The following is a 22,860-nucleotide window of genomic DNA, read 5'->3' as shown; positions in this document are numbered from 1 at the left end:
ATATTAATTATCAAAAGATTAAGCTTTCTGATCAATCCAATCAGTAATTATCATAATAAATTTCTCTTTCTCTAAGTCATTATGTATCTCATGATACGAATCCTTAAAGGATATAAAATCAATCATATTATTTTTTTCTGCAAACTCCTGACTTGCTTTAAAATCCGTAATCTTATCAGCTGTTCCATGAACTAACAAAATTGGTTTTTTTAAAAAAGGTGCCTGGGTTATTGCCCACAAACCAGCCTTTATAACCGGTATTGTAAAATTTGGACTTACCTTATCATGAATTAAAGGGTCATTTTTATATTTTTCTACTTCTACATTTACTCTAGAAATAGCATTTGGGTCTAAACCAGAAGGTAATGTAATTGACGGCGCCAATCTCTGAAAAAGCTGACCCATTATCATTTTCCATTTAGGTGGTTGAAACGCTAAACGTAAAAATGGACTGGTTAAAATTACTCCTGTAATTTCAGGTTTTTTTTGCAACACATAGTTAATAACTAAATTCCCTCCCATACTATGGCCATAAAAAAGATAGGTAGAATGCTAAGTTCTTTTGCTTTTTGATAAACTATGTCTATAACATCCATTAAAGATTCATATTCCGGACAATGACCTCTCTTACCACTGCTTTTTCCATGACCAAAATTATCATAGGTTATTACACCAATTTGTTTTGCTAATAATTGAGGTATGACATAATCTGCATATCTACTAGAATGCTCACCCATGCCATGAACTAACAAAACTATTGCTTTACAATCCTCTGGCAACCAATATTGCCCAAAGAGCTGGTAATCGTTATAATTGAAATAAAATTCCTGAAACTGCATCTTCTAAAGATACCATTAATATCAAAAAAACGGATTTTGAAACCTTTCAAAAAAAATAAAACTTAATTAACACTACTATTTCTCAAACATCAATGAAACAAATTCCGCAACACACGCAGGTTTTTCAAGACCTTCAATTTCTACTGAACAATCCCAAGTAGTTTTCAATCCCTTCTCTGCGTATGACTCGATCATTAGGATACTACTATGTAATCTTAATCTGCTATCGACCATTACTGGATGTGGAAATCGTACTTTGTTAAGTCCATAATTAACACCCATTGCTAAACTTTCTATATCAATAAGATCCATCAACATTTTGGATAGTAGCGAAACTGATAAAAAACCATGAGCAATAGGTTTTTTAAATGGAGATTCCTTTTTAATGCGCTCTAAATCAACGTGCACCCATTGATGATCTTTTGTAGCATCAGCAAACGCATTAATCATTTTCTGAGTTACTGTCAACCATTTACCCAATGGTAATTGTTTTCCACGGTAAGCTTTAAACTCATCAAAGTTTTTACAAATAAGTTGATCCATGTTTTTCCATTTTAAAAATTCCTAAGTTATCTCGAAATCCCACCATCTATAGTTAGGCAAATACCAGATACATAAGAAGCTTCATCAGATGCTAGATATAAATACCCATAAGCAATATCCATAGGTGTAGCAGCTTTTTTTAGAGGGATTTGAGACTTAATACTATCTACATGCTCTTTAGGGATCTGATCCGTCATCTCGGTTAGCGTAAACCCAGGTGCTAGTGCATTTGCAGTTATTCCATATTTACCCAACTCAATTGTCCAAGTTTTAGACATCGCAATAACACCAGCTTTAGTAGCAGCATAATTGGTTTGCCCAAAATTCCCTCTCAAACCTACATTAGAAGCTGCAGACACAATTCGTCCATATCCAGTATCTTTCATATATTGAGAAACAACTTGGGTACATAAAAAAACACCTTTTAAATTTACTTCAATTACAGCATCCCATTCATTCTCACTCATTTTATGCAGTGTACGATCTTTAGTTATTCCCGCATTATTAATCAAAATATCTATTTTTCCATACTTCTTATGAATTCTTTCAGCCTCGACCTCAATAGCCACTTTATCAGTAACAGAAATACTTGTAAATTCAGCAACTTGATCATTGCCTAATATAGACTTAGCCACCTGTTCACCTTCCGGTAATAAATCCCAAATAATTACAGTTGCGCCTTCTTTAGCAAATAACATAGAAATAGCTTTTCCTATTCCTCTTGCTCCTCCTGTAACGATTGCAATTCTATTTTTTAATCTCATATGTAAACTCGTTTATTAAATAACATTAAGAACATTGAATCACCGCTTTGCCTCTTACTTTCCTATCCATCATCTCCTCTAAAGCTAATGGAGCTTTTTCTAACGGATATATTTTATGAATGTGTGGTTGTACTCTTCCTTCCTCCATCCATTTCATTAATTGCAATGTATTATCCATATTACCTTTAGGGTTTTTCATCGCAAAATTACCCCAAAACACACCAACAATAGAACATCCCTTTAATAATGCTAAGTTCAATGGTATTTTAGGAATCTGTCCAGCTGCGAAACCTATTACTAAATACCTACCTTCCCAAGCGGTCCCTCGCAGTGCTAGTTCAGAAAAATCTCCTCCTACAGGATCATACACAACGTCTGCTCCTTTTCCATCTGTTAACTCTTTAATTTTACTTTTTAGATCCTCCTTAGTATAGTTTATAACTTCATCTGCACCATATTCTTTACATAACTGAAGCTTTTCTTTAGAAGATGCGGCTGCAATTACCTTTGCCCCCATTAACTTACCTAATTCTATTGCGGCTAGACCCACACCTCCGGATGCTCCTAGCACTAATAAGGTTTCTCCTTCATTTAATTTAGCACGATCCTTTAATGCATGATATGATGTACCGTATGCAATCATAAAAGATGCAGCCACAGAAAAATCCATCTTAGGAGGTTTTTTAAAACATACATTCGCAGGAATTGCAACTTCTTTAGCATACCCTCCTTGCATTACGAATCCAAAAACCTCATCGCCTACTTTAAGGTGTTTTACATTAGCCCCTAATTCTTTTATTACTCCAGCAACATCACTTCCTGGAATAAAAGGTACATTAGGTTTAAATTGATATAATCCTTGAATTATCAAAGTGTCAGGGAAATTAACTCCGCATGCCTTTACTTTTATTAAAACTTCATTATCCTTTGGTTTTGGACTTGTAACATCTTCATATACCAAATTTGATGGTAGACCATATTTCTTGCAAACTATTGCTTTCATGCTAAGCTTCGATAACTTTTAATACTAATTTACCCATTTTATTTCCGGAAAAGAGACGCAAAAATGTTTCATGAAAATTTTCTATTCCTTCATAAACATCTTCTTTACTCTTTAGTTTTCCTTGTGCTAACCAACCGCCCATTTCTCTCGCTGCACTCCCGTAATCTTTAGCATAATCCATAACAACCATACCTTGCATTGTAGCCCGACTCACTAATAAAGACAAATAGTTCTTAGGTCCCTTCATATTCTCCATATTATTATATTGAGAAATTGCTCCGCAAATCACAATTCTCGCATGCATACGCAGTCTAGATAACGCTGCGTCTAAAATTTCTCCTCCTACGTTATCAAAATAAACATCAATGCCTTTAGGACATTCATTTTTGATTGCTTCATATATATCTTCTGATTTATAATCTATAGCAGCATCAAAACCTAAAACATCTTTAATATAACTACATTTTTCCTTTCCTCCAGCTATCCCAATAACACGACATCCTTTAATCTTTGCTATCTGACCAACCACACTACCAACAGCTCCAGCAGCTCCAGAAACTAAAACAATATCTCCTTCTTTAATTTTCCCTACTTCTAAAATTCCGAAATATGCAGTCATACCAGGCATTCCAAGAGTTCCTATATACATAGGTAGAGGTGCTAAATTAGGATCCACAGCGTACCAATTATCACCATTAGTGACAGCATATTGTTGTACACCTCCCCAACCAGTAACATAGTCACCAACCTTAAATCTGGGGTGATTATTAGACTTTATAATCTCTCCTATTGATCCAGCTCTCATAACGTCATCTAATTCTACTGGTTCTATATAAGATTTACCTTCACGCATCCAACCACGCATTGCTGGATCTAATGAAATATAATGATGCTTAATTAACACTTCTCCTTCCTTAGGTTCTGGAATTGGGTTTTCCTGTAATTCCCAAGTGTTATTATCTGGTAACCCTTCTGGGCGATTTTTTAGGATGATTTGTTTATTCATTATATCGTGTTTTTTATTTATTTTATTGGTTTATTTATTTTGAAGACTTTCTACAAAAACTTTCATTTTTGCTCTTATTTCTGGTTTCCACCACAGAGAAATAGCTTGTTCCAAATCAACTTTAGGATCATCTTCCATACTTTCTAGCCAATCTCTTCTTAATTTATACTTAGTATTTATAAAGATATCTTCATCTGCTTGCAAATATTGCTTCATTTTAGCTTCGGCTTTTGGTAAAACTTCTTCTAAATCACATACTTCATTTACCAAACCTGCCTCCAAAGCTTCATCTACATGCATTAGTCTACCACCTAGAATACATTCATTTGCCTTTCCTTCGCCTAACCAATAAGAATATCCTCTGATAAGATTATTAGAAATCTGAATATTCACAGCCACTTCATTTAATCCAATTGTATACTTATCTCCTCTTGCCATAATACGATGATCAGCTGTAATAGCAATTACACATCCTCCTGCTGGAGAATATCCTGTAATCGCACATATAAATGGTTTACTAAACTTTGCTAATTGAATATACATCCCTCCAAAATCGTTGAAAAACTCATTCATCTTTGGTTTATCATAACTATATAATTCGATCACATCAAGACCAGCTGTAAAAAAATGCGGTGTTCCTGTTATTATAACACCTTTAACAGTATCATCAGCTTCTAGATCTAAAAAAGCTTTTCTTATTTCCTGCGTCATTTGATGATTAATAGCATTTACTTTCCCTCTGCTTAATTGAACAATTGCGTAGTTATGTTTCTTTTCAACTTTTATTGTATACATTATATTTTTCAACTTTGTTTCGTAATTAAATAATTATAGAGACGTTCCTCCATCTAATGTAATAGTCTGACCAGTAATAAACTTGGTGTTTTCTGAAGCAAGCCATACTACAGCTTCTGCTATTTCTTCTGCTTGTCCATATCGCTTCATAGGAATTACACTTTTTAACATATCATCCATATCAGGTCTTACAGACAATAGTTTACTCAACAAAGCGGATTCTGTATACCCTGGACAAACGGCATTGATTCTTATGTTCTTTGTAGCATATTCTAAGGCAGCAGATTTTGTCATTCCAACCACCGCAAACTTACTTGCACAATAAGAAAGGTTATTCAAAGATGCTTTCAAACCTGCCAAAGATGCTATATTAACAATATTACCAGAACCTTGTTTCATCATTTGTTGTAATGCTAGTTTCATACAATAAAACACTCCTGTTTGATTCACTGCGATTACACTATCCCAATCTTCCAAAGTATACTCTGCCGTCTTGGACATATTTCTAGGACCAATTCCTGCATTATTAACAATAACATCTAATTGCCCAAATTGTGATACAGTTTCAGAGATAAGTTGTTCTACATCTTCATACTTGGCAACATTAGCCGTAATTACTACTGCTTTTCCTCCTTCTTGTTTGATTTGCTCCACTGTAGTTTTGGCTTTTTCTTCTTTGATATCAGAAACAATAACGGTGGCGTGATGTTTCGCAAAATGTTTTGCAGTAGCAGCTCCAATACCAGAACCTGCACCTGTTACTATTACTATTTTATCTTTTACTTGCATATCATATTAAATTGATTAATCTACATTCATTTCTCAATACTGAGAATAAGTCGTGAATCTGATAAAGCACGACTTCGCATTTCTGCTGGATATCCCTTTTTTGTAATCATCCCAATGAATTCCTCTTTGCTTTCGTATTCTACAATAAGTATTTTATCCCATTCTATGGTATCTTCTGGACCTATCAAACCGAATAGAGGTTTACCTTGATATATAATCTTAGCTCTTGTATCTTGAAAAAAAGGCAATATTGCATTCAAATATTCGGCATATACCTGTGCTCCAGTTAGCTCCGTTCCTTCAACTTTTTTTTTAAACTTTAAAAGATTAATCATCTGAAAAGCACCATCAACAGATAATTCTAAAAAATCTTGAAACTGCTTTTGATTAATTCCTGTATATGTTTTCATCATAATAATTTTTATAATCTTATTTCTGTAAGCCCTTCATATTTTTTGAATATATCACTGTAATGCTCTTTGATATTAGTAAGAATAAATTCAAAAGGCATATCATCAAAATGACCATAATCCTCCAAATATTCCATAAAAACACCTCCTTTATTATCAAATTCCTGAAACACGGAGTCATTTTCTCCATCAAATTCTAATGGTGCTACATTACATTTCTCACATAGCGCTTTATTAAAAGCAGGGGACGCTTTCAACCATTTTCCATCCAAATAGACATTGATCATTCCATGTGGAGTCAATTCATTTGTGCCAAATTTCTCAATCAATCGTTCTACCGCAATATGATTTTTCACTTTCGCTAAATGAATTCTAGCTGGAATCCCTAACCCTCTTAGACAAGCAATTAATAAAACTGATTTATCTAAACAATGACCACTACTCTTTTTTGCTACTCCACTTGCTTTATAAGCTTCTTTTTTTAAGCTAATATGATATGGATCGTAACGCCAATCATCTCTAATTTTTATATACAAAGCTTTTGCTTTCTCCTTTGGAGTCAAATTACTCACTTTAAATTCTGCAATTATACTTTGGACTTCTACTGTATCATAATCATAATAATACGTCGCCTTTAAATAATCCATCCTTTTATGTTTAATCAATTTTCTTAGTTTGAATTGCCTTCCAAGCAATATTACAAAGCAACTCTGATGCCTTATTCAATTGCGCAAAACGTGGGTCTGTTGTCAAACCTTTACTATATCTATAATAGATTTGTTGAGCAATCACAGCAATCTTAAAAAGCCCAAAAGAATAATAGAATACTAAATTCCCAACTTCTCTTCCACTTTTTTCTTCATATAATGCTACAATTTCACTTCTACTAGGATTTCCTTCCATAATTGTTGGTGAAGGGATACCTTGTTGTACAAATTGGTGATCACTACTCATAGTCCAATACCCCAAAGAAGTTCCTAAATCCATCAATGGATCACCTAGTGTTGCCATTTCCCAATCTAACACTGCACTTACTTGAGTCCAACTGTTATCCTTAAAAACAACATTGTCATATTTAAAATCATTGTGAACTAAACTATATTGATATTCTTTTGGCTGATTTGTTTCCATCCATTTCATTACTTTTTCTGCCGCAGGAATTTCTTCCGTAACTGCATTAAGATATTGTTTACCCCAGTTAGTCACTTGTCTTTCTACATACCCTTTAGGTTTACCTAAATCAGCAAGACCTACTTCTTCATAGTTAATATTATGTAGTTCAACAAACGAATCTAACCAGGAATCAGAAATAGTTTTAAAATCAATTGCGGTAATATTACGTTTCTTAGCTTCTCTAACACTAAGAATAATACCCTCTACTTTTTCCATAATATAAAACGGGCACCCCAACACATTATCATCATCAGTAAAAGTGAACATTTTAGGGACTTTTGGAAAAGCCTTATATATTTTTGATTGCACTTTAAACTCTCGTCCCATATCATGGCCTCTTTTAATTGCACCAAAAGGTGGACGACGCAAAACATATTCCTTATCTTCTATATGTATTAAATATGTTAGATTAGAATATCCGTGGGTGTATTGTTTTACCTCCCAATCACTTTTAGAATCATTAATTAAACCTTGTTTTTGAAGAAATGATTTTAATGTGTTTTCACTAAGTTCTTCTCCTTTACGTACATTTTGCATATTTTATTCAGAATATTTCTTAATTACGCTTTTTCCTAACTGGTACATATGCACCTCGTCTGGTCCATCCGCTAAACGAAGCATTCTCGCAGCGACGAAAAAATGTGCTAGAGGTGTATCTGGGCCCACTCCCTTTCCTCCATGTATCTGCATAGCTCTATCTATTACTTTTAATGCCATATTTGGAGCAACAATTTTTATCATTGCTATTAAATCTTTAGATAACTTATTACCCAATTTATCCATTTTATCAGCTGTAGAAAGTGTTAGCAATCTTGCCTGTTCTATATCGCATTGTGATTGAGCAATTTCTTGTCTAATGCTACTATAATCTTTAAATGTTTTTCCAAAAGCAATACGCTCTGCGGCACGTGTAGACATTAATTCTAAAGATCGCTGAGCCATTCCAATCAAACGCATACAATGATGAATTCGACCAGGGCCTAATCTTCCTTGGGCAATCTCAAACCCTCTACCTTCTCCTAATATCAAATTTTCTTTTGGTACTCTAACATTATCTAAAATAATCTCAGCGTGACCTTCTGGCGAATCATAAAATCCAAAAACAGATAAAGGTCTAACAATCTTTAATCCAGGAGTCTCCATAGGAACTAAAATCATACTCTGCTGTTGATGCCTTGAGGCCTTAGGATCTGTTTTCCCCATAACAATAGCAATCTTGCAATGTGGGTTCATTCCTCCAGAAGACCACCATTTTGTTCCATTAATAACATATTCATCTCCATCTTTAATTATCGAAGTTTCTATATTCGTGGCATCCGAAGAGGCTACTTGTGGTTCTGTCATCAAAAAAGCAGACCTAATTTCTCCATTCATTAAAGGCTTTAACCATTTCTTCTTTTGATTTTCTGAACCGTACTTAGCTAAAACTTCCATGTTACCTGTATCCGGAGCACTACAATTAAATATTTCTGAAGACCATAAAACACGCCCCATAATCTCAGCTAATGGCGCATACTCTAAATTCGTTAATCCAGGACTTAAGTTCCCATATGTTTCTGGCAAAAATAGATTCCATAACCCTACAGCTTTGGCTTTATTTTTCAAATCTTCTAATCCTGGCCAGGATTTCCAACGATTATCTGGATTATAAAGAAAGTCATTAACTTCCTTTTCCACAGGTAATATGTGTTCTTCAAAAAACACCGTTAGTTTGTTTTGTAATTCTATGACTTTTTCCGAATAATCAAAATTCATTTTGTAAGTATCTTATTTGTTTTAGCTATTAATTGGAATAAAAGAAATTACATAAAATGCAAGAAAAACTATCCTGCAATCATATAACCACCATCCGCGTTATAAACACCTCCTGTCATATATGCTCCTGCCTTTGATGACAATAAACATACTATACCAGCCATTTCATCAGGCATTCCCATACGAGCTGTGGGCAGTGTTTTTTCAATTTTGTTTAATAGCTTCTCATTCTGCCAAAGTGCGGCACTAAATTTAGTCTTAATCAATCCTGGGCATACTACATTTGCACGAATTCCGTGTTGTCCCCATTCTTTGGCTTGGTTTTTAGTTAACATTAATAACGCTGCTTTACTTGTACTATACAACCCTAAACCTGCTCCGGGATGTAAAGCTTCTACGGATGCAATATTGATTATACTCCCACCACCTCTTTGTTGCATCGATTCTAATATAAGATTAGACAACATCCAAGGTGCCTTTACATTAATATCCATAATTTTATCAAAAATACTCTCATCTGCATCCTCTATTGGTCCAAATACCGGATTTATAGCGGCATTATTAACCAAAATATCAACTCCTCCATAATGCTCAATCGTTTTCTGTACTAGAGTTTTTCGTTGATCTGCCTTTCCAACATGACAAGCAATACCTATCGCTTTTAAACCTGCTCCCTGAAACTCTCTGGCTACTTCATCAACGGCATCCTGACTCCTACTACTAATAACAACCTTTGCTCCCTGTTCTGCCAAACCCTGTGCTATAGATTTTCCGATTCCTTTACTTGAACCTGTTATAATTGCTACCTTTCCTTCTAAATTAAATGATTGTTTTATACTGTTCATTATATGTTTAATGAATTAATGTTTTATTGATATTATTCTTAAATCCGTAAATACAGAAATAACCTCCTTAATTAAAAACTTCCTTCTCTCCTAAAATTGTTAGCACCTCTTCATCCATAAGGATTTCTGAAAGTCCACTTGTTTTAGGCAACTCATATTTGAAATAGAATTTCATTGCGTGAATTTTACTTTCATAAAACTCTTCAGAATAGTTAGTACTTCCTTTTATTATGGCACTTTTAGCATTAACCGCCATATCCAACCATATCCAAGCAATAGTTATATTACTAAAGAATTCCATAAATGGAGTTGCATCCGATAAAAAACGTTGATAATCTCCTTTTTTTGCAAAGCCAATCAAGAAACCTATTACTTTCTGAGTTAATAACAATTTCTCTCCTAAGGCATTAGCATACCTCCGAAGATCATCATACTCTGATGCTTGTCTAATAGTTTGCATTATTTCATTGTTAAGTGCTTCTAAAGCTTTTCCATTTTCCATTAGAAGTTTTCTCCCTAACAAATCTTGGGACTGTATACCCGTCGTACCTTCATAAATAGGAAAAATTCGAATATCTCTATGATATTGTTGTAGTATAAAATCCGAACAAAATCCATATCCTCCAAGCACTTGCAATCCATTAGATACAGCATGAGCTCCCATATCAGAAGGGTATGTCTTAACCATAGGAATAATCAATTCCAACAATAAACTGTATTTTTCTTTTTCGGACTCCTCTTGTGAGGTCTCTTTTAGATCATAATATTTTGATGCCAATAAAACCAAACTTAAGGACCCTTCAGCAATTACCTTCTGTAACAATAGCATTCTCCTTACATCAGGATGATTAATAATTAATGTTTGGCCCTGTTCTGGATCTTTCTTACCTGTATTGGCTAGTTTTCTACCTTGCGGACGTTCTTTAGCATATTGCAATGATGCTTGATATGCAGCTGTCGCAATTGCAGCAGCACCTCTCCCGACAGCTATGCGCGCACCGTTCATCATTAAAAACATGTATTTAAGGCCTTGATGAGGCTCTCCAACGAGCCAACCTTTGCAATCATCTGCATCTCCAAAGCCTAAATGTGTGGTGCAATAACCTCGCTGTCCCATTTTCTGAAAATCAGCAACAGTGGTAACATCATTCGGAGTTAAACCTCCATTGCCGTCTGGTCTTTTTTTAGGAACAATAAATAAAGATATTCCTTTAGTACCTGCAGGAGCTCCTTCTATACGAGCTAAAACAAGATGTACAAAATTTTCTGCATATTGATGATCTCCTCCAGAAATGAATATTTTTTGCCCAAGTATTTTATAAGAACCATCTTCCTGTGGTGTTGCTTTTGTTACAACATCGGATAATGAGCTACCTGCTTGTGGTTCGGTTAAACACATTGTTCCTCCCCAATTGCCGGAAAGCATATTGGGAACATAGACCTCGTTTAATTCTTTATTAGCAAAATGAATAATTAATTCTGCAGCTCCCAATGTCAATCCAACATATCCTGGTAAATGATTATTGGCAGCGTCCTGAATAAAAGCGGAGGCGGTATACATCATCATTGGTAATTGTAATCCTCCTGCTTCATAATCAAAAGTTCCTGATATCAGCCCCATCTCACCTCCCTTTTTCATCATAACCTCTACTTGTTTATGAACAACTACACCACCATCTTTATAATAAGCCGGGGTTTCATCCATTTCCTTAAAATAAGGGAACAATTCACGATCTGAAAATTCTTTTACTGAATCTAAAAATAAATTTAGTGATTCTTTATCATGATCAGCAAAACGGTCTTGCTGTAACACCTCTTCTAATTGATGAACATCATATAAAAGGTATTTTAGAGTATCTATATCTATATATTCTTTAGCCATTGTGCGAAGTTTTAAGAAGTTGATTATTGACAACTCAATAAATTTCGTGAATATTTAATAGATTCTAATTAAACTGGTTTAATAAATACGAATTTTAAGATATTGTTTGGTTTTAAAAATCAATTTTAAACTTCTAAATAATTTATTCAAATAAGCGTAGAATTTTAATTGACTATCTCAGACATATAATGTAAACATCTAATAATAAAATCATTGTTGACTTAGTCTCTTTCTTATTTTGGAAAGACCTACTGGAGTTAAACCCAAATACGAAGCGATAAGATATTGTGGAACACGCTGAAAAAGTGATGGTCGTTTTTCTAATAATTGAAGATAACGTTCTTGGTTAGAAAGATTCTTCATTCTATTAATTCTTTGAAAATTATTAATAAAGGCTTTTTGCATCGATAATCGTCCAAAACGCTCTAACGAATGAGAGTAATCAAAAACCTTAAGTGCATCGGTTTTAGAAATTGTATAAACCGTTGAATCTTCGGTAACCTCTAAATAAGATTCGGATGGAATTTCTTCAATATATGGATACAAATCTGTAAAAAAAGAACCTTCTGTAAAGAACTCCATAACCCGCGTCACCCCATCCTCTATTGTATAATAGGTAACACAGCCTTTTTTCATAAAATAAAAATCTTCAATAGATTGCTCAGGTTTGATTAAATATGCTCCTTTTTTATACACTTCTTTTCTATAGAATTGCATGCCGTATTTCATATCTGAATCACTAACAGGCGTAAAGGAGCGTATTTTTTGTTCTAAATCTTTCAAGATATTTGGCTATAGTAGCGAAAGAACAAAATATTTAATTAGTGAGCAAGTGCATTAAAGCTTATATCATTATTAAGGCATAAAAAAAGAGGTTGTATATGGAAAACAACCTCTTTTACTATTTATAAAATACACTAAACAATTTATTACTATTTACGGATCGCATAACTGGATGCGCCGGGAAGATCCCTTAAGAAGTCAACTGCACTTTTAAAAATAAGCTCAATAGAAGAATAAAGATGATTCATAACTGTGTGATTTAAGGATTAATTATAGTAAATATATACAGTTATTAACATATAATCAACATTTTTAATATAAAATTGTTAATAATTATATATAAAACACATTTATATCGATAAAATTTAATAAAAATTAAAAATAAATTTTTAAATGAAGTTTTTTCTTACAAAAAATGTTGATAACCTAGATAAAAATGTTAAAAACGTAGTTATTGTAAACAAAAATATGTGAATAACTACTCTTATTAACAATAATTAGGGAGAATTACTGTTAAATAATATCTCCTGATTATAGATTAGCATAAGCAGTTAAAGAATATTGTAACTAAAGAAACTAAATGATATTGTCACTCAATTATAACTAAAATATATGGCTGTCCAGATTTAAAAAAACTAATAATTCCCTTAAAATATTAAAGAGAATTAATGTTTTTTTTCTTTAATTAACTGTAAATTTGGAATGTATCTAAACGCAAATACACTTTTATGGAAGAACCGAATCTATCCTTTATCGAAAATTTATCAAATGGTGACAAAGCTTTTGAAGAAAAAATTTTCAAAGTTATACGAAGAGAATTTCCTGAAGAAAAAGAAAAATACTTTGTGAGTATAAATTCAAAAAAATATAAAAAAGCTGCCGAGGATGTTCATAAACTGAAACACAAAATTAGTATTCTAGGTTTAAAAACCAGCTATGATACGGCAGAGAAATATGAGGATAATTTAAAAAGTGCTTCTGAAACTCTCCGAGAAGAATTTGAAAGTATTCTGCAAAATATAACAACCTACTTACAAAATACTTTGTAAGTAGGTTGTTTTATGCAGTACTCTTCACTTTTACTCCATAGTGATATGCTATATGCCCAAGTTGTCCCACTATTTTCACGGAGTCCTTCATCGATAATTTAGACCCATCTGCATGAATCCATCTTTTTAATGGTTGTTCACAGATATATGAAATAGCCTTTTTCTTTCCATAAAACTTTCTCATCCTCATAAATATTTCTACATCAAAAAGCCATCTGGTTATAAATTTCTCCTTAAAAAGTTCATTAAACACTTCTTTGTCCATTATTTTAGCACCACATTGAGTATCATTAAATGACATCCCTAAGATATTCCGGATAATCAAGTTTATCGTTTTACTTATAATCTTACGAGCCGATTCTTTAGTAATATCTGCTCCCATCCTACTCATTCTAGAGCCACTGACTATTTTAAAATCTGATGTAGATATTGTCTGAACAAGGTCATCAAAATCCTTAAAATCTGTTGATAGATCAGCATCTAAATACCCTATATAATCCAGTTGCTTGTCTTGAGCTAAATGCAAAACTCCTTGTCGTACAGCTTCTCCTTTCCCACCATTTTTCTCACAATTATATACACTTATATTATCCTCTCTACCTTTACTTAATTCTCGCAATACATTAAGTGTATCGTCAGTACTGCCATCGTTAACAAAACATAAATGATATCCTAAATTACTATTAGTAAAATCTATAAATTCCTTACTCAATAATCTTTTTTCCTCGTTATAACATGGTATTACAACTCCAACACAATTTCTTTGTAACATTTTACCTTTAGAATCTTTAGAAGGAGACCTTTCATGTTTAATCCCTAAAATTCTTCCAATTCTTACGGATACCTCATTTAGAGATAACGGTTTTTTCATATAGTCATCAATACCCATATCAAAACCATCTATTATTGTATCCTCATCATTATTTCCAGAAAGTACTAGTATTTTTACATTTGATTTTTTTTCCTCTTTGATAGTTTTTATAACTTCTAAACCCGACATTCCATCCATATTAATATCAACTATAACAAGATCTGGAGAAAAAGATTCGAATAACGATAGGCCTTCTTTTCCATTATCTGAACATTTAATCTCATAACCAAGATCAGAAAGGTGTTTTTCTAAAGACAATAAAATTAACTGTTGGTCATCTATCGCTAAAATTCTTTTCATATTTATTAAGCTTTTAAATGTTTTGCATAAAATTCTTGCTAAGCCTCAAAAATTAAGTAAGTAAAATCAATAAGTGTAAAATGTGTTAAAAAAAGTATTGTGCATTTAAAATTAGGGAATTTTCTCTTAAAAAACCCTCGTAAAGGCTCTAAAGTTTAGAAAATAATAATTAGCCCACCTTTGTAAGATAAAATAAATGTGTATTGTAATATATCAAAAAAACTTTACAATTTGTAAAAAATAAATATCAAAAAACACACAATACATTAATTCTAAGTTAAAAATTTTATTGAATTTAAGTAGTAATTAGCTGTACCTTTGCCCTATGTCTATTACTTTAAAAAATCAGCAAAATATATTGCAAAAATTAGGAGTTAAAAAGCTTAACCCTATGCAAGAAGAGGCTAAACTAGCAATTTCTTCTAGCGACAATGTAGTGTTGTTATCCCCAACCGGAACTGGTAAAACTTTAGCTTTTCTCTTGCCAATTATTGAAACATTGGATCGTAGTTGTGCAGAAATTCAGACCCTTGTTTTAGTGCCTTCTAGAGAATTAGCTATTCAGATTGAACAAGTAGCTAGGGATATGGGAACAGGATACAAAATAAATGCAGTATATGGAGGAAGATCTGGTTCACAAGACAAACTAGACCTAAGACATCGCCCAGCTATTCTAATCGGCACACCAGGTAGAATCGCAGATCGTCTACGAAGAGATAGTTTTTCTACTGATCATATAAAAACAATTGTTCTTGATGAGTTTGACAAATCATTAGAGGTTGGTTTCGAAAAAGAAATGATAGAGATTATAGAACATCTACCAAACGTTCAAAAAAGAGTTTTAACATCAGCAACACAAGAAGTAGCAGTTCCTGATTTTGTAGGATTACAAAATCCAGTTCAAATCAATTATCTAGATGAAGCTTCTTCGCAATTAGAAATTAAAAGTATTATCTCTGATACAAAAGATAAATTACCAACACTAGTAAAAGCTCTTAGCCATATTGGAAATCAACCAGGGATTATCTTTTGTAATTATAAAGACTCCATTCAGCGAGTGAGTGATTTTTTAAAAGAATACAAAATAAGTCATGGTTGTTTTTACGGAGGTATGGAACAAAAAGATAGAGAACGTGCCCTGATTAAGTTTCGTAACGGAACTCATAAAGTAATTATTGCCACAGATCTAGCGGCAAGAGGAATTGACATTCCAGAGATCAAGTACATTATTCACTATCATTTGCCTTTAAAGAATCAAGAATTTACGCATAGAAACGGTAGAACTGCAAGGATGAATGCTGATGGCACATCCTATATCTTGCAATGGAAAAACGAAGAACTTCCTGATTTCATAATTGATCCAGAAATAGAGGAATTAAAAGATGCTCCAATCCCAAAGCAATCAGATTGGAAAACTTTATTTATTTCTGGAGGAAGAAGAGACAAAATATCCAAAGGGGATATTGCAGGGCTTTTCTTTAAACAAGGGAAGTTAAGTAAAGAAGAACTTGGTATTATTGAAATCAAGCCTGACTGTGCATTTGTAGCTGTGAAAGCTTCTAAAGCGAAAAAGGTAATTGAACAAGTCACCAATACTAGGCTAAAGAAAAAGAAAGTACGCGTGTCGATCATATAACAAAAAAGAGGAACTATAAAAGCTCCTCTTTTTATTTTAAATAAGTTCTTACTTCTAAGAATCTATACGTATAATTTTTGCTCCAATAGCTCTTAGACGATCATCAACATCTTCATATCCACGATCTATTTGTTCTATATTATGAATAGTAGATGTTCCTTTTGCACTCAAAGCTGCAATTAATAGCGATATACCAGCCCTTATATCTGGAGACACCATAGTAGTCGCTTTTAGAGTAGACTTAAAATCATGACCTATGATAGTTGCTCTATGCGGATCGCATAAAATGATTTTAGCTCCCATATCTATAAGTTTATCTACAAAGAATAAACGACTCTCGAACATCTTCTGATGTACCATTACCTCTCCTCTTGCTTGTGTGGCTACTACCAGAACAATACTTAATAAGTCTGGAGTAAATCCTGGCCAAGGGGCATCTGCAATAGTCATAAATGACCCATCTATATAACTTTCTATTTGATAGCCATCAACATGTGCGGGAATATAAATATCATCACCTACTCTCTCTAGCGTAATACCAAGTTTTCTAAAAGTATTAGGTATTACTCCTAAATTCTCCCAACTTACGTTCTTAATAGTTATTTCACTTTTAGTCATTGCTGCTAAACCTATCCAAGAACCAATTTCAATCATATCAGGAAGCACTCTATGCTCACAACCTCCTAAAGAATCAACTCCTTCAATTGTCAATAAATTAGATCCAACTCCTTCTATTTTACCTCCCATCGAGTTAATCATCTTACATAACTGTTGTAAGTAAGGTTCACAAGCCGCATTATAAATAGTAGTCTTTCCTTTTGCTAAAGCAGCAGCCATAACAATATTTGCAGTACCTGTCACAGAAGCTTCATCCAACAGCATATATGTTCCTGTCAATCCTTCTGGAGCCTCTACCCCATAAAATCGTTCCTCTTTATTATATCGGAACTCTGCACCAAGATTAATAAATCCTTCAAAATGAGTATCTAATCTTCTACGTCCTATCTTATCACCTCCAGGACGTGGAATATATCCCTTACCAAATCTTCCTAACAAAGGCCCAACAATCATAATAGAACCTCTTAAGCCACTACCTTCTTGTTTAAACTGTTCACTTTCTAAATATTCTAAATTTAATTCATCACTTTTAAAAGTATATTTACCTTTACCTAGCTTCTGAATTTTAACCCCTAAATTTCTAAGGATTTCTATAAGCTTATTAACGTCTCTAATATCAGGAATATTAGAAATTGTTACTTTCTCTGGTGTTAATAATACTGCACAAAGAATTTGTAGGGCTTCATTTTTAGCTCCTTGAGGTGTAATTTCACCTTTGAGCTGATGGCCTCCTTCTATCTGAAAAGTACTCATAAAAGTTGAATAGTTATGGGTGTTGGTATGGGTTAATAACGTTTTTTACCGCGGTTATTGCTACCGCCTCTATAATTCTTTTTATTAGATGTATTAGAGCGATAATTTTTCTTTTTACCTCTCATCAAATCACTAGCAGAACTTAAATCTTCTGTACTATCTCTTAAGTCAATTTTACCGTCACTTAATTCTAAAAGATGATTAAAAATAGCTTTATCATCCACAGTATCCTTATTCCAATTCAAATAGCATTTTTTCATGTGATTTGCAATGGTAAAGGTCAATGCTGTTTTTAAATCACCTTCTTCCCAACTAATAGCAACATCGATCATTCTTTTAATATTGTTACCGTAGTAACGATACTTTGGGAAATTTTGAGGATACTCTAATGGCTCTGGCCTTTCTTCTAACTTTTCTTTTGTAAGTATAGGGTAAGGTGCATCTACATCTAACTTAAAATCACTAATAATAAATAATTGATCCCACAGTTTATGCTGAAAATCAGGCACATCTCTAAGGTGAGGTTGTAGATTACCCATTACAGCAATAATTGCCTTAGCTACTTTATTTCTCTCTTCTTTATCCTCAATTTCCACAGCCTGATCAATCATTTTTTGTAGATGACGACCATACTCTGGTATGATAAGTTTTTCGCGCTCTGTATTATATTCTAAATTATTTATCTCCATATGATTGTTAACATCCATAAAATCTATAGTAATATGAGCTTCTCTAAAAAGGAATGGTAAGTTATAAAAAAGACTTGTTAAAGTGTAGACTTTTCAGTAGCTCATTAATTGTTTTGCAAAATACTAAAATAATATTAGTATGCTTCTTAAGTATAAAAAAATATTTTGGTTACAAAGAAATTACTCCTTCTACTTTCTCAGCCACTTCTTTATACTTGGAAATTACTTGATCCGGATTCTTCATTCTCACATTGATAGAAACACTGGTATATTTACCATTTTTAGACTGCTTAGTAGTAATAACCGCACCAAGATTATCAAATATTTTCTCAATTTGACTTATTTTTTCAATATCTGTAGAAACAATAAATTTATATAAATAAGCTGTCGGCCATAACGCAGTATCGGCTAACTGTACTTTTAGTTTTTTATAGAATTCTTCAGAATTTGGAGCATCACTCATGTATCACAAAATTTTTGCCCAAAGATACATCTTCTCATTCATATATCAGAATTGCAATAATTACTCTTTTTCCCTTTCCAATAATGCGTTGTACTGTTCTATTGTATCAATATCATCTGTCCTATTGCCTCCATCAATTACTAGTAAATCATCCTCATACTTTTTTATTATATATCTAGCTCCAAAATCTTCTTTAAGCTCTAACAATTCTTGATAGTGAGCTTTTGGAAATAATGCCGGAACGCCAATTTTATTCTTCATTCCGGTAGCAATGATTTTGTCTTGATTCGAATTAAATTTTGAAATAAGACAGCTTAAGTGACTCACATCTATTAAAGGTTGATCCACTAAAGTAATTAATATAGCATCAAAATCTATTTGATTATTTATAAGATGACGTACTCCAAAAGTAATAGAAGAACCCATCCCTAATCCCCAATCCTTATTATTCAATACGTGAACAGGAAAATGAATGATCTCTTTTTGAATTAATTCGAAATTTGCTCCTAACACCACATAGGTTTCTGATAAGTTTAGCTCTAGAGATTTTTTAACTTCGTGTATTATCAGACAATCTTTTTTCCAAGGTAATAACTGTTTAGGAGTCCCCATACGACTAGAGGATCCGGCAGCTAATATGATATGTGCGATTTTATTAATTATCTACAGAAATTTTATCAAACATTACTTGTTTAGTAACCCCATGGATACCTCCAATCTTATCCTGTAATGAAATGGGTTTCTGATTACGAACTACCGATAAAATCTCAGCAATAATTGAAATTGCAATTTCTTGGGGAGTTTCGGCACCTAAATTTAATCCAGCAGGGCCATAAATACAATCCATAAATTCATCGGTTACATCAGGAAAATATTCAATAAAAGCCGAAAGCAACTTCTCTCGTCTTCTAGAAGGTCCTAATAACCCTATGTATACAGGTAATGTATCTTTAATAGATTGCAGATATAGTAGATCCTTAGCAAAATTATGAGTCATCAAAATAATTGCAGTCTGCTTATCCACCTTATCAATAACTAAATTCTCCGGAGATTGGTTCCACACCTTTATAGATCCGGGAAAATCAGACGTATTTTTTGGTGTTTTTGGAGTATTGACAATCTCTACTTCCCATCCTGTAGCACTTGCAATCGTACTTAATTGAGTTGCATCATGTTCTGAACCAATAATTATCAAGCGAAAACAAGGCTCCATCTTTCTTAAAAAACAGTCTAAATCTTCATCATTAATTTTAGGAAAATCAAAATGATTAGAGAATTTCATTTTATCTAAATCACCAAAAGAGATCGTAGACCCAAAATTAAAACTATAACCTTCTTTTTTCGAATAGTAAGAACTAATTTCAAAAGGTGTGCGAGATACTAAATACTCTTCTATTGATTTAATATTCTCCCTACTTAGGGAAAATGGCTCTATTAGGATAAATAAAACACCTTCACATCCTAAACGATATCTACCATTATAGGTCATGATTTTAGCTTTATTATTAGCAAAAACTGATTGCGATTGTCGAAGCACTTCTTTTTCTACACAACCACCACTGACAGCTCCGGTCATTTTGCTATTTTCAAGAATAAGCATTCCCACTCCTGGACGTCGGTAAGACGAGCCATCAACATCAACAACAGTTGCGATAACGGCCCGTATTCCCTGATTACTAGCTTCTTTATAAGAAGTAATTATTTCTTTAAACTCATGCGTCATATACTATCCTAACAATGTCTCGTTTTTCATGTTTTTAACGAAAGGCTGTTTTGTTAATCGTACTCCTTTTGCCGCTTTAATCGCATTAGCAATTGCCGCACCGGCCGGCGGTAATGTCGGTTCTCCTAAACCAGTCGGAGCAATTTGATTCTCTATAAAATGAGTCTCTACAATTGGAGTTTCATTCATACGGATCAAGCGATACGTATTAAAGTTTGTATCCTGGGGCTCTCCATTTTTAAACGAAAAATCACCATACATAGCATGACCAATTCCATCAATAACTCCACCTTCTATTTGATTTTTTGCCCCTAAAGGGTTCACTACAATACCACAATCCACAACACAGGTTATCTTTTTAACTACTGGCTGATCATTTTCTAACACTACATCAGCAACTTCCGCTACATGTGTATTATGACAATAGTAAGAGCTAAAACCTTGATAAACACCTTCTGGTTTCATACCCCACTCAGATTTTTCAACAGCGGTTTTAATCACTTGCTCTAATCGTTCTGGAGAATATTGTATTCTTTCATCATTATTACCTTTTACATTTTGTAATAAATCTAAACGTAATTGAATATTATCAACTTCCATCACTTCAGCTAATTCATCGAAAAAACTTTGTTCTGCAAACGCTAAGAAATTGGTATATGGTGCTCTCCAAGCTCCAATAGTTATATTACTATCATATTTTGCTACGTCTACTTGATAATTCTCAACTGCTCCCGCAGGAAAAAAGTTCGGAATTAATCCATACATATTAGAGTTAATGGCTGCTTCTTTTAAATGATATCCGATTAATTTTCCATCTTTAATGGCTGCACTAATTTTATATTTAATTGCAGGTCTATAAATTCCTGCAGACATATCATCCTCTCTAGAATATACTACCTTAACAGGTTTTTTAGAAATATTAGAAATTTCTGCTGCTTCTAATGCAAAATCCCCATATAATCTTCTACCAAAACCTCCTCCCATTCTAGTCATATCCACAGATACCTCTTCTGGTTTTCTATCTAATAATTCAGCAACTCTTCTGGCTGTTCCTGCCGGTGTCTGAATTGGCCCCACTAGTTTAACATTCTCTGCTGTAACATGTGCAAAGAAATTCATTGGTTCCATACAATTATGTGGAAGAAAAGGGGATTCATATACTCGTTCTAAAACCTTATCTGCTGTGGCAAATGCCTTTTTTACATCTCCATCAGCACGCATTGTATTAAAATCATTACCATTTAAAAGATCTAATAACACCTTATCATGATCTTTGGTATTTTCAAGCTCAGAATCGTTCATCCATTTTGCTTTCACGATCTTTTTACCTTTCATTGCTGCCCAAGTATTCTCTGCTAAAACAGCAATTTTATCTCCAAACTTAAACACATCTATAACACCATTTACTGCTTTTGCTTCAGTAGCATCAAAATCGTTCAGTTTTTTTCCAAAAGCTGGAGGTCTCAAAACAGAAACATATGCCATTCCATCTTCTTTGTAATCCATTCCATACAAAGGTTTTCCTGAAATTATTTTATCAATATCAACATTATTAATATCCTTCCCTATTATGGTGAAATCTTTAGGATCTTTAAGTTTTACATTTTCTGGCACTTTTAAAGAAGCTGCCTCCTTTACTACATCTCCATATCCCAGTGTTTCTCCGTTGCCATTAGAAATAACTCCATTTTTTGTTTTACAAGTAGTAGGATCAACTCCCCATTTAGAGGCGGCGGCATTGATCAACATTTGTCTCGCCGTAGCTCCGGTTTGCCTTAATGGTTCCCATCCATGTCTTAGAGATTGACTACCTCCTGCAACTTGTCTTGTAAAGTTTTTGGTATCTAATGCACCTTGAGCTACAAGAACATTACCCCAATCAACATCTAATTCTTCTGCTATTAACATTGGCATAGATGTTTTTACACCTTGTCCGATTTCGGGATTAGGAGAAAAAATAGTAACCTTACCATTATCAGCTATTTTAATAAAAGCATTAAAATCATTAAAGTTAAGGTCTGCTATATCTACTGGTGGTGCAACTTCTGGTTTACACGCTTGAAATAAGTTAAAACCAATTAAGATTCCTCCACCTGCTAAAGCTGATGTTCTTATAAATGACCTTCTGCTTACAGAAGGAGTTGTTATACTTTTCATTGTTTAGAATTTTA

Annotated in this window: 22 protein-coding genes and 1 pseudogene; 2 read left to right on the top strand and 21 right to left on the bottom strand. The window is 33.4% G+C overall.

The genetic code is table 11. The annotated features are described in order from the left end of the window. Positions 1–18 precede the first annotated feature (18 nt). The 14 genes and pseudogenes from BMY33_RS01405 to BMY33_RS01340 all read right to left on the bottom strand — a co-directional run bounded on the left by BMY33_RS01405 (position 19) and on the right by BMY33_RS01340 (position 12,587). Positions 19–737 (bottom strand): annotated as a pseudogene (locus BMY33_RS01405) (lysophospholipase). Between the two features lie 177 nt (positions 738–914). Then, the gene (locus tag BMY33_RS01400; RefSeq protein ID WP_091404514.1) at positions 915–1,382 is read right to left on the bottom strand and encodes a MaoC family dehydratase; all 468 of its coding nucleotides are present in this window, start codon (positions 1,380–1,382) and stop codon (positions 915–917) included. Between the two features lie 26 nt (positions 1,383–1,408). Beyond that, the gene (gene fabG / locus BMY33_RS01395) at positions 1,409–2,146 is read right to left on the bottom strand and encodes a 3-oxoacyl-ACP reductase FabG (protein ID WP_091404511.1); all 738 of its coding nucleotides are present in this window, start codon (positions 2,144–2,146) and stop codon (positions 1,409–1,411) included. A gap of 25 nt (positions 2,147–2,171) precedes the next feature. After that, entirely contained in the window at positions 2,172–3,149 is a 978-nt protein-coding gene (locus tag BMY33_RS01390; protein WP_091404507.1) for an NADPH:quinone oxidoreductase family protein, read from the bottom strand. Position 3,150: 1 nt separating this feature from the next. Further along, the gene (locus BMY33_RS01385) at positions 3,151–4,158 is read right to left on the bottom strand and encodes an NADP-dependent oxidoreductase (protein WP_091404502.1); all 1,008 of its coding nucleotides are present in this window, start codon (positions 4,156–4,158) and stop codon (positions 3,151–3,153) included. A 27-nt stretch (positions 4,159–4,185) separates the two neighbouring features. Next, positions 4,186–4,950 carry an enoyl-CoA hydratase/isomerase family protein gene (locus BMY33_RS01380; RefSeq protein ID WP_091404498.1) on the bottom strand — a complete coding sequence of 255 codons (765 nt, stop codon included), beginning with the start codon at positions 4,948–4,950 and terminating at the stop codon, positions 4,186–4,188. A 33-nt stretch (positions 4,951–4,983) separates the two neighbouring features. Further along, positions 4,984–5,739 (bottom strand): SDR family NAD(P)-dependent oxidoreductase, encoded by a 756-nt coding sequence (locus BMY33_RS01375; protein WP_091404495.1) that lies wholly within the window; start codon positions 5,737–5,739, stop codon positions 4,984–4,986. Between the two features lie 26 nt (positions 5,740–5,765). After that, a complete protein-coding gene (locus tag BMY33_RS01370) occupies positions 5,766–6,149 on the bottom strand; it encodes a hypothetical protein (RefSeq protein WP_091404490.1) in 384 nt (127 codons plus the stop codon). 11 nt (positions 6,150–6,160) lie between these two features. Further along, positions 6,161–6,796 (bottom strand): transglutaminase-like domain-containing protein, encoded by a 636-nt coding sequence (locus tag BMY33_RS01365; RefSeq protein ID WP_091404487.1) that lies wholly within the window; start codon positions 6,794–6,796, stop codon positions 6,161–6,163. A 10-nt stretch (positions 6,797–6,806) separates the two neighbouring features. After that, positions 6,807–7,859, bottom strand: a complete 1,053-nt coding sequence (locus tag BMY33_RS01360; RefSeq protein WP_091404484.1) for a phosphotransferase family protein — start codon at positions 7,857–7,859, stop codon at positions 6,807–6,809. Between the two features lie 3 nt (positions 7,860–7,862). After that, on the bottom strand, positions 7,863–9,077 hold the full coding sequence (locus tag BMY33_RS01355; protein WP_091404481.1) for an acyl-CoA dehydrogenase family protein: 1,215 nt from the start codon (positions 9,075–9,077) through the stop codon (positions 7,863–7,865). 68 nt (positions 9,078–9,145) lie between these two features. Beyond that, the gene (locus tag BMY33_RS01350) at positions 9,146–9,922 is read right to left on the bottom strand and encodes an SDR family NAD(P)-dependent oxidoreductase (protein ID WP_091404478.1); all 777 of its coding nucleotides are present in this window, start codon (positions 9,920–9,922) and stop codon (positions 9,146–9,148) included. Between the two features lie 67 nt (positions 9,923–9,989). After that, positions 9,990–11,804, bottom strand: coding sequence for an acyl-CoA dehydrogenase family protein (locus BMY33_RS01345; protein ID WP_091404477.1), 1,815 nt, complete (start codon positions 11,802–11,804; stop codon positions 9,990–9,992). 210 nt (positions 11,805–12,014) lie between these two features. Further along, positions 12,015–12,587 carry a Crp/Fnr family transcriptional regulator gene (locus BMY33_RS01340; protein WP_091404474.1) on the bottom strand — a complete coding sequence of 191 codons (573 nt, stop codon included), beginning with the start codon at positions 12,585–12,587 and terminating at the stop codon, positions 12,015–12,017. A 728-nt stretch (positions 12,588–13,315) separates the two neighbouring features. Between BMY33_RS01340 and BMY33_RS01335 the strand changes: the two genes are divergently transcribed. Continuing rightward, positions 13,316–13,636, top strand: coding sequence for a histidine kinase (locus BMY33_RS01335; protein WP_091404470.1), 321 nt, complete (start codon positions 13,316–13,318; stop codon positions 13,634–13,636). Between the two features lie 10 nt (positions 13,637–13,646). Here the strand turns inward: BMY33_RS01335 and BMY33_RS01330 are convergent, their stop codons facing one another. Then, positions 13,647–14,807, bottom strand: a complete 1,161-nt coding sequence (locus BMY33_RS01330) for a response regulator (protein ID WP_091404467.1) — start codon at positions 14,805–14,807, stop codon at positions 13,647–13,649. A gap of 325 nt (positions 14,808–15,132) precedes the next feature. Between BMY33_RS01330 and BMY33_RS01325 the strand changes: the two genes are divergently transcribed. Next, the gene (locus tag BMY33_RS01325) at positions 15,133–16,443 is read left to right on the top strand and encodes a DEAD/DEAH box helicase (RefSeq protein WP_091404464.1); all 1,311 of its coding nucleotides are present in this window, start codon (positions 15,133–15,135) and stop codon (positions 16,441–16,443) included. Positions 16,444–16,497: 54 nt separating this feature from the next. Here the strand turns inward: BMY33_RS01325 and murA are convergent, their stop codons facing one another. The 6 genes from murA to BMY33_RS01295 form a co-directional block, all read right to left on the bottom strand. Continuing rightward, on the bottom strand, positions 16,498–17,814 hold the full coding sequence (gene murA, locus BMY33_RS01320) for a UDP-N-acetylglucosamine 1-carboxyvinyltransferase (RefSeq protein WP_091404460.1): 1,317 nt from the start codon (positions 17,812–17,814) through the stop codon (positions 16,498–16,500). A 32-nt stretch (positions 17,815–17,846) separates the two neighbouring features. Continuing rightward, positions 17,847–18,503 (bottom strand): DUF4290 domain-containing protein, encoded by a 657-nt coding sequence (locus BMY33_RS01315; protein WP_091406052.1) that lies wholly within the window; start codon positions 18,501–18,503, stop codon positions 17,847–17,849. 169 nt (positions 18,504–18,672) lie between these two features. Beyond that, the gene (locus BMY33_RS01310; protein ID WP_091404455.1) at positions 18,673–18,966 is read right to left on the bottom strand and encodes a DUF493 family protein; all 294 of its coding nucleotides are present in this window, start codon (positions 18,964–18,966) and stop codon (positions 18,673–18,675) included. Positions 18,967–19,026: 60 nt separating this feature from the next. After that, positions 19,027–19,605, bottom strand: coding sequence for a nucleotidyltransferase family protein (locus BMY33_RS01305; protein WP_280139523.1), 579 nt, complete (start codon positions 19,603–19,605; stop codon positions 19,027–19,029). A 16-nt stretch (positions 19,606–19,621) separates the two neighbouring features. After that, positions 19,622–20,689 (bottom strand): XdhC family protein, encoded by a 1,068-nt coding sequence (locus tag BMY33_RS01300; protein ID WP_091404445.1) that lies wholly within the window; start codon positions 20,687–20,689, stop codon positions 19,622–19,624. A 3-nt stretch (positions 20,690–20,692) separates the two neighbouring features. Next, positions 20,693–22,846 carry a xanthine dehydrogenase family protein molybdopterin-binding subunit gene (locus BMY33_RS01295; protein ID WP_091404444.1) on the bottom strand — a complete coding sequence of 718 codons (2,154 nt, stop codon included), beginning with the start codon at positions 22,844–22,846 and terminating at the stop codon, positions 20,693–20,695. Positions 22,847–22,860: the final 14 nt, after the last annotated feature.

It is taken from the genome of Aquimarina amphilecti, from assembly GCF_900109375.1.
Taxonomy (GTDB): Bacteria; Bacteroidota; Bacteroidia; order Flavobacteriales; family Flavobacteriaceae; genus Aquimarina; species Aquimarina amphilecti.
The sequence above is the reverse complement of the archived record's forward strand: the minus strand, read 5'-3'. Positions and strand labels throughout refer to the sequence as shown.

Bases quoted from the DNA above. Each gene is read 5' to 3' on its own strand.
- BMY33_RS01360 (WP_091404484.1), bottom strand. From the start codon at position 7,859: ATGCAAAATGTACGTAAAGGAGAAGAACTTAGTGAAAACACATTAAAA.
- BMY33_RS01295 (WP_091404444.1), bottom strand. From the start codon at position 22,846: ATGAAAAGTATAACAACTCCTTCTGTAAGCAGAAGGTCATTTATAAGA.
- BMY33_RS01375 (WP_091404495.1), bottom strand. From the start codon at position 5,739: ATGCAAGTAAAAGATAAAATAGTAATAGTAACAGGTGCAGGTTCTGGT.
- BMY33_RS01330 (WP_091404467.1), bottom strand. From the start codon at position 14,807: ATGAAAAGAATTTTAGCGATAGATGACCAACAGTTAATTTTATTGTCT.
- BMY33_RS01380 (WP_091404498.1), bottom strand. From the start codon at position 4,950: ATGTATACAATAAAAGTTGAAAAGAAACATAACTACGCAATTGTTCAA.
- BMY33_RS01315 (WP_091406052.1), bottom strand. From the start codon at position 18,503: ATGGAGATAAATAATTTAGAATATAATACAGAGCGCGAAAAACTTATC.
- fabG (WP_091404511.1), bottom strand. From the start codon at position 2,146: ATGAGATTAAAAAATAGAATTGCAATCGTTACAGGAGGAGCAAGAGGA.
- BMY33_RS01370 (WP_091404490.1), bottom strand. From the start codon at position 6,149: ATGAAAACATATACAGGAATTAATCAAAAGCAGTTTCAAGATTTTTTA.
- BMY33_RS01390 (WP_091404507.1), bottom strand. From the start codon at position 3,149: ATGAAAGCAATAGTTTGCAAGAAATATGGTCTACCATCAAATTTGGTA.
- BMY33_RS01345 (WP_091404477.1), bottom strand. From the start codon at position 11,804: ATGGCTAAAGAATATATAGATATAGATACTCTAAAATACCTTTTATAT.
- BMY33_RS01400 (WP_091404514.1), bottom strand. From the start codon at position 1,382: ATGGATCAACTTATTTGTAAAAACTTTGATGAGTTTAAAGCTTACCGT.
- BMY33_RS01310 (WP_091404455.1), bottom strand. From the start codon at position 18,966: ATGAGTGATGCTCCAAATTCTGAAGAATTCTATAAAAAACTAAAAGTA.
- BMY33_RS01355 (WP_091404481.1), bottom strand. From the start codon at position 9,077: ATGAATTTTGATTATTCGGAAAAAGTCATAGAATTACAAAACAAACTA.
- BMY33_RS01365 (WP_091404487.1), bottom strand. From the start codon at position 6,796: ATGGATTATTTAAAGGCGACGTATTATTATGATTATGATACAGTAGAA.
- BMY33_RS01325 (WP_091404464.1), top strand. From the start codon at position 15,133: ATGTCTATTACTTTAAAAAATCAGCAAAATATATTGCAAAAATTAGGA.
- BMY33_RS01350 (WP_091404478.1), bottom strand. From the start codon at position 9,922: ATGAACAGTATAAAACAATCATTTAATTTAGAAGGAAAGGTAGCAATT.
- BMY33_RS01335 (WP_091404470.1), top strand. From the start codon at position 13,316: ATGGAAGAACCGAATCTATCCTTTATCGAAAATTTATCAAATGGTGAC.
- murA (WP_091404460.1), bottom strand. From the start codon at position 17,814: ATGAGTACTTTTCAGATAGAAGGAGGCCATCAGCTCAAAGGTGAAATT.
- BMY33_RS01300 (WP_091404445.1), bottom strand. From the start codon at position 20,689: ATGACGCATGAGTTTAAAGAAATAATTACTTCTTATAAAGAAGCTAGT.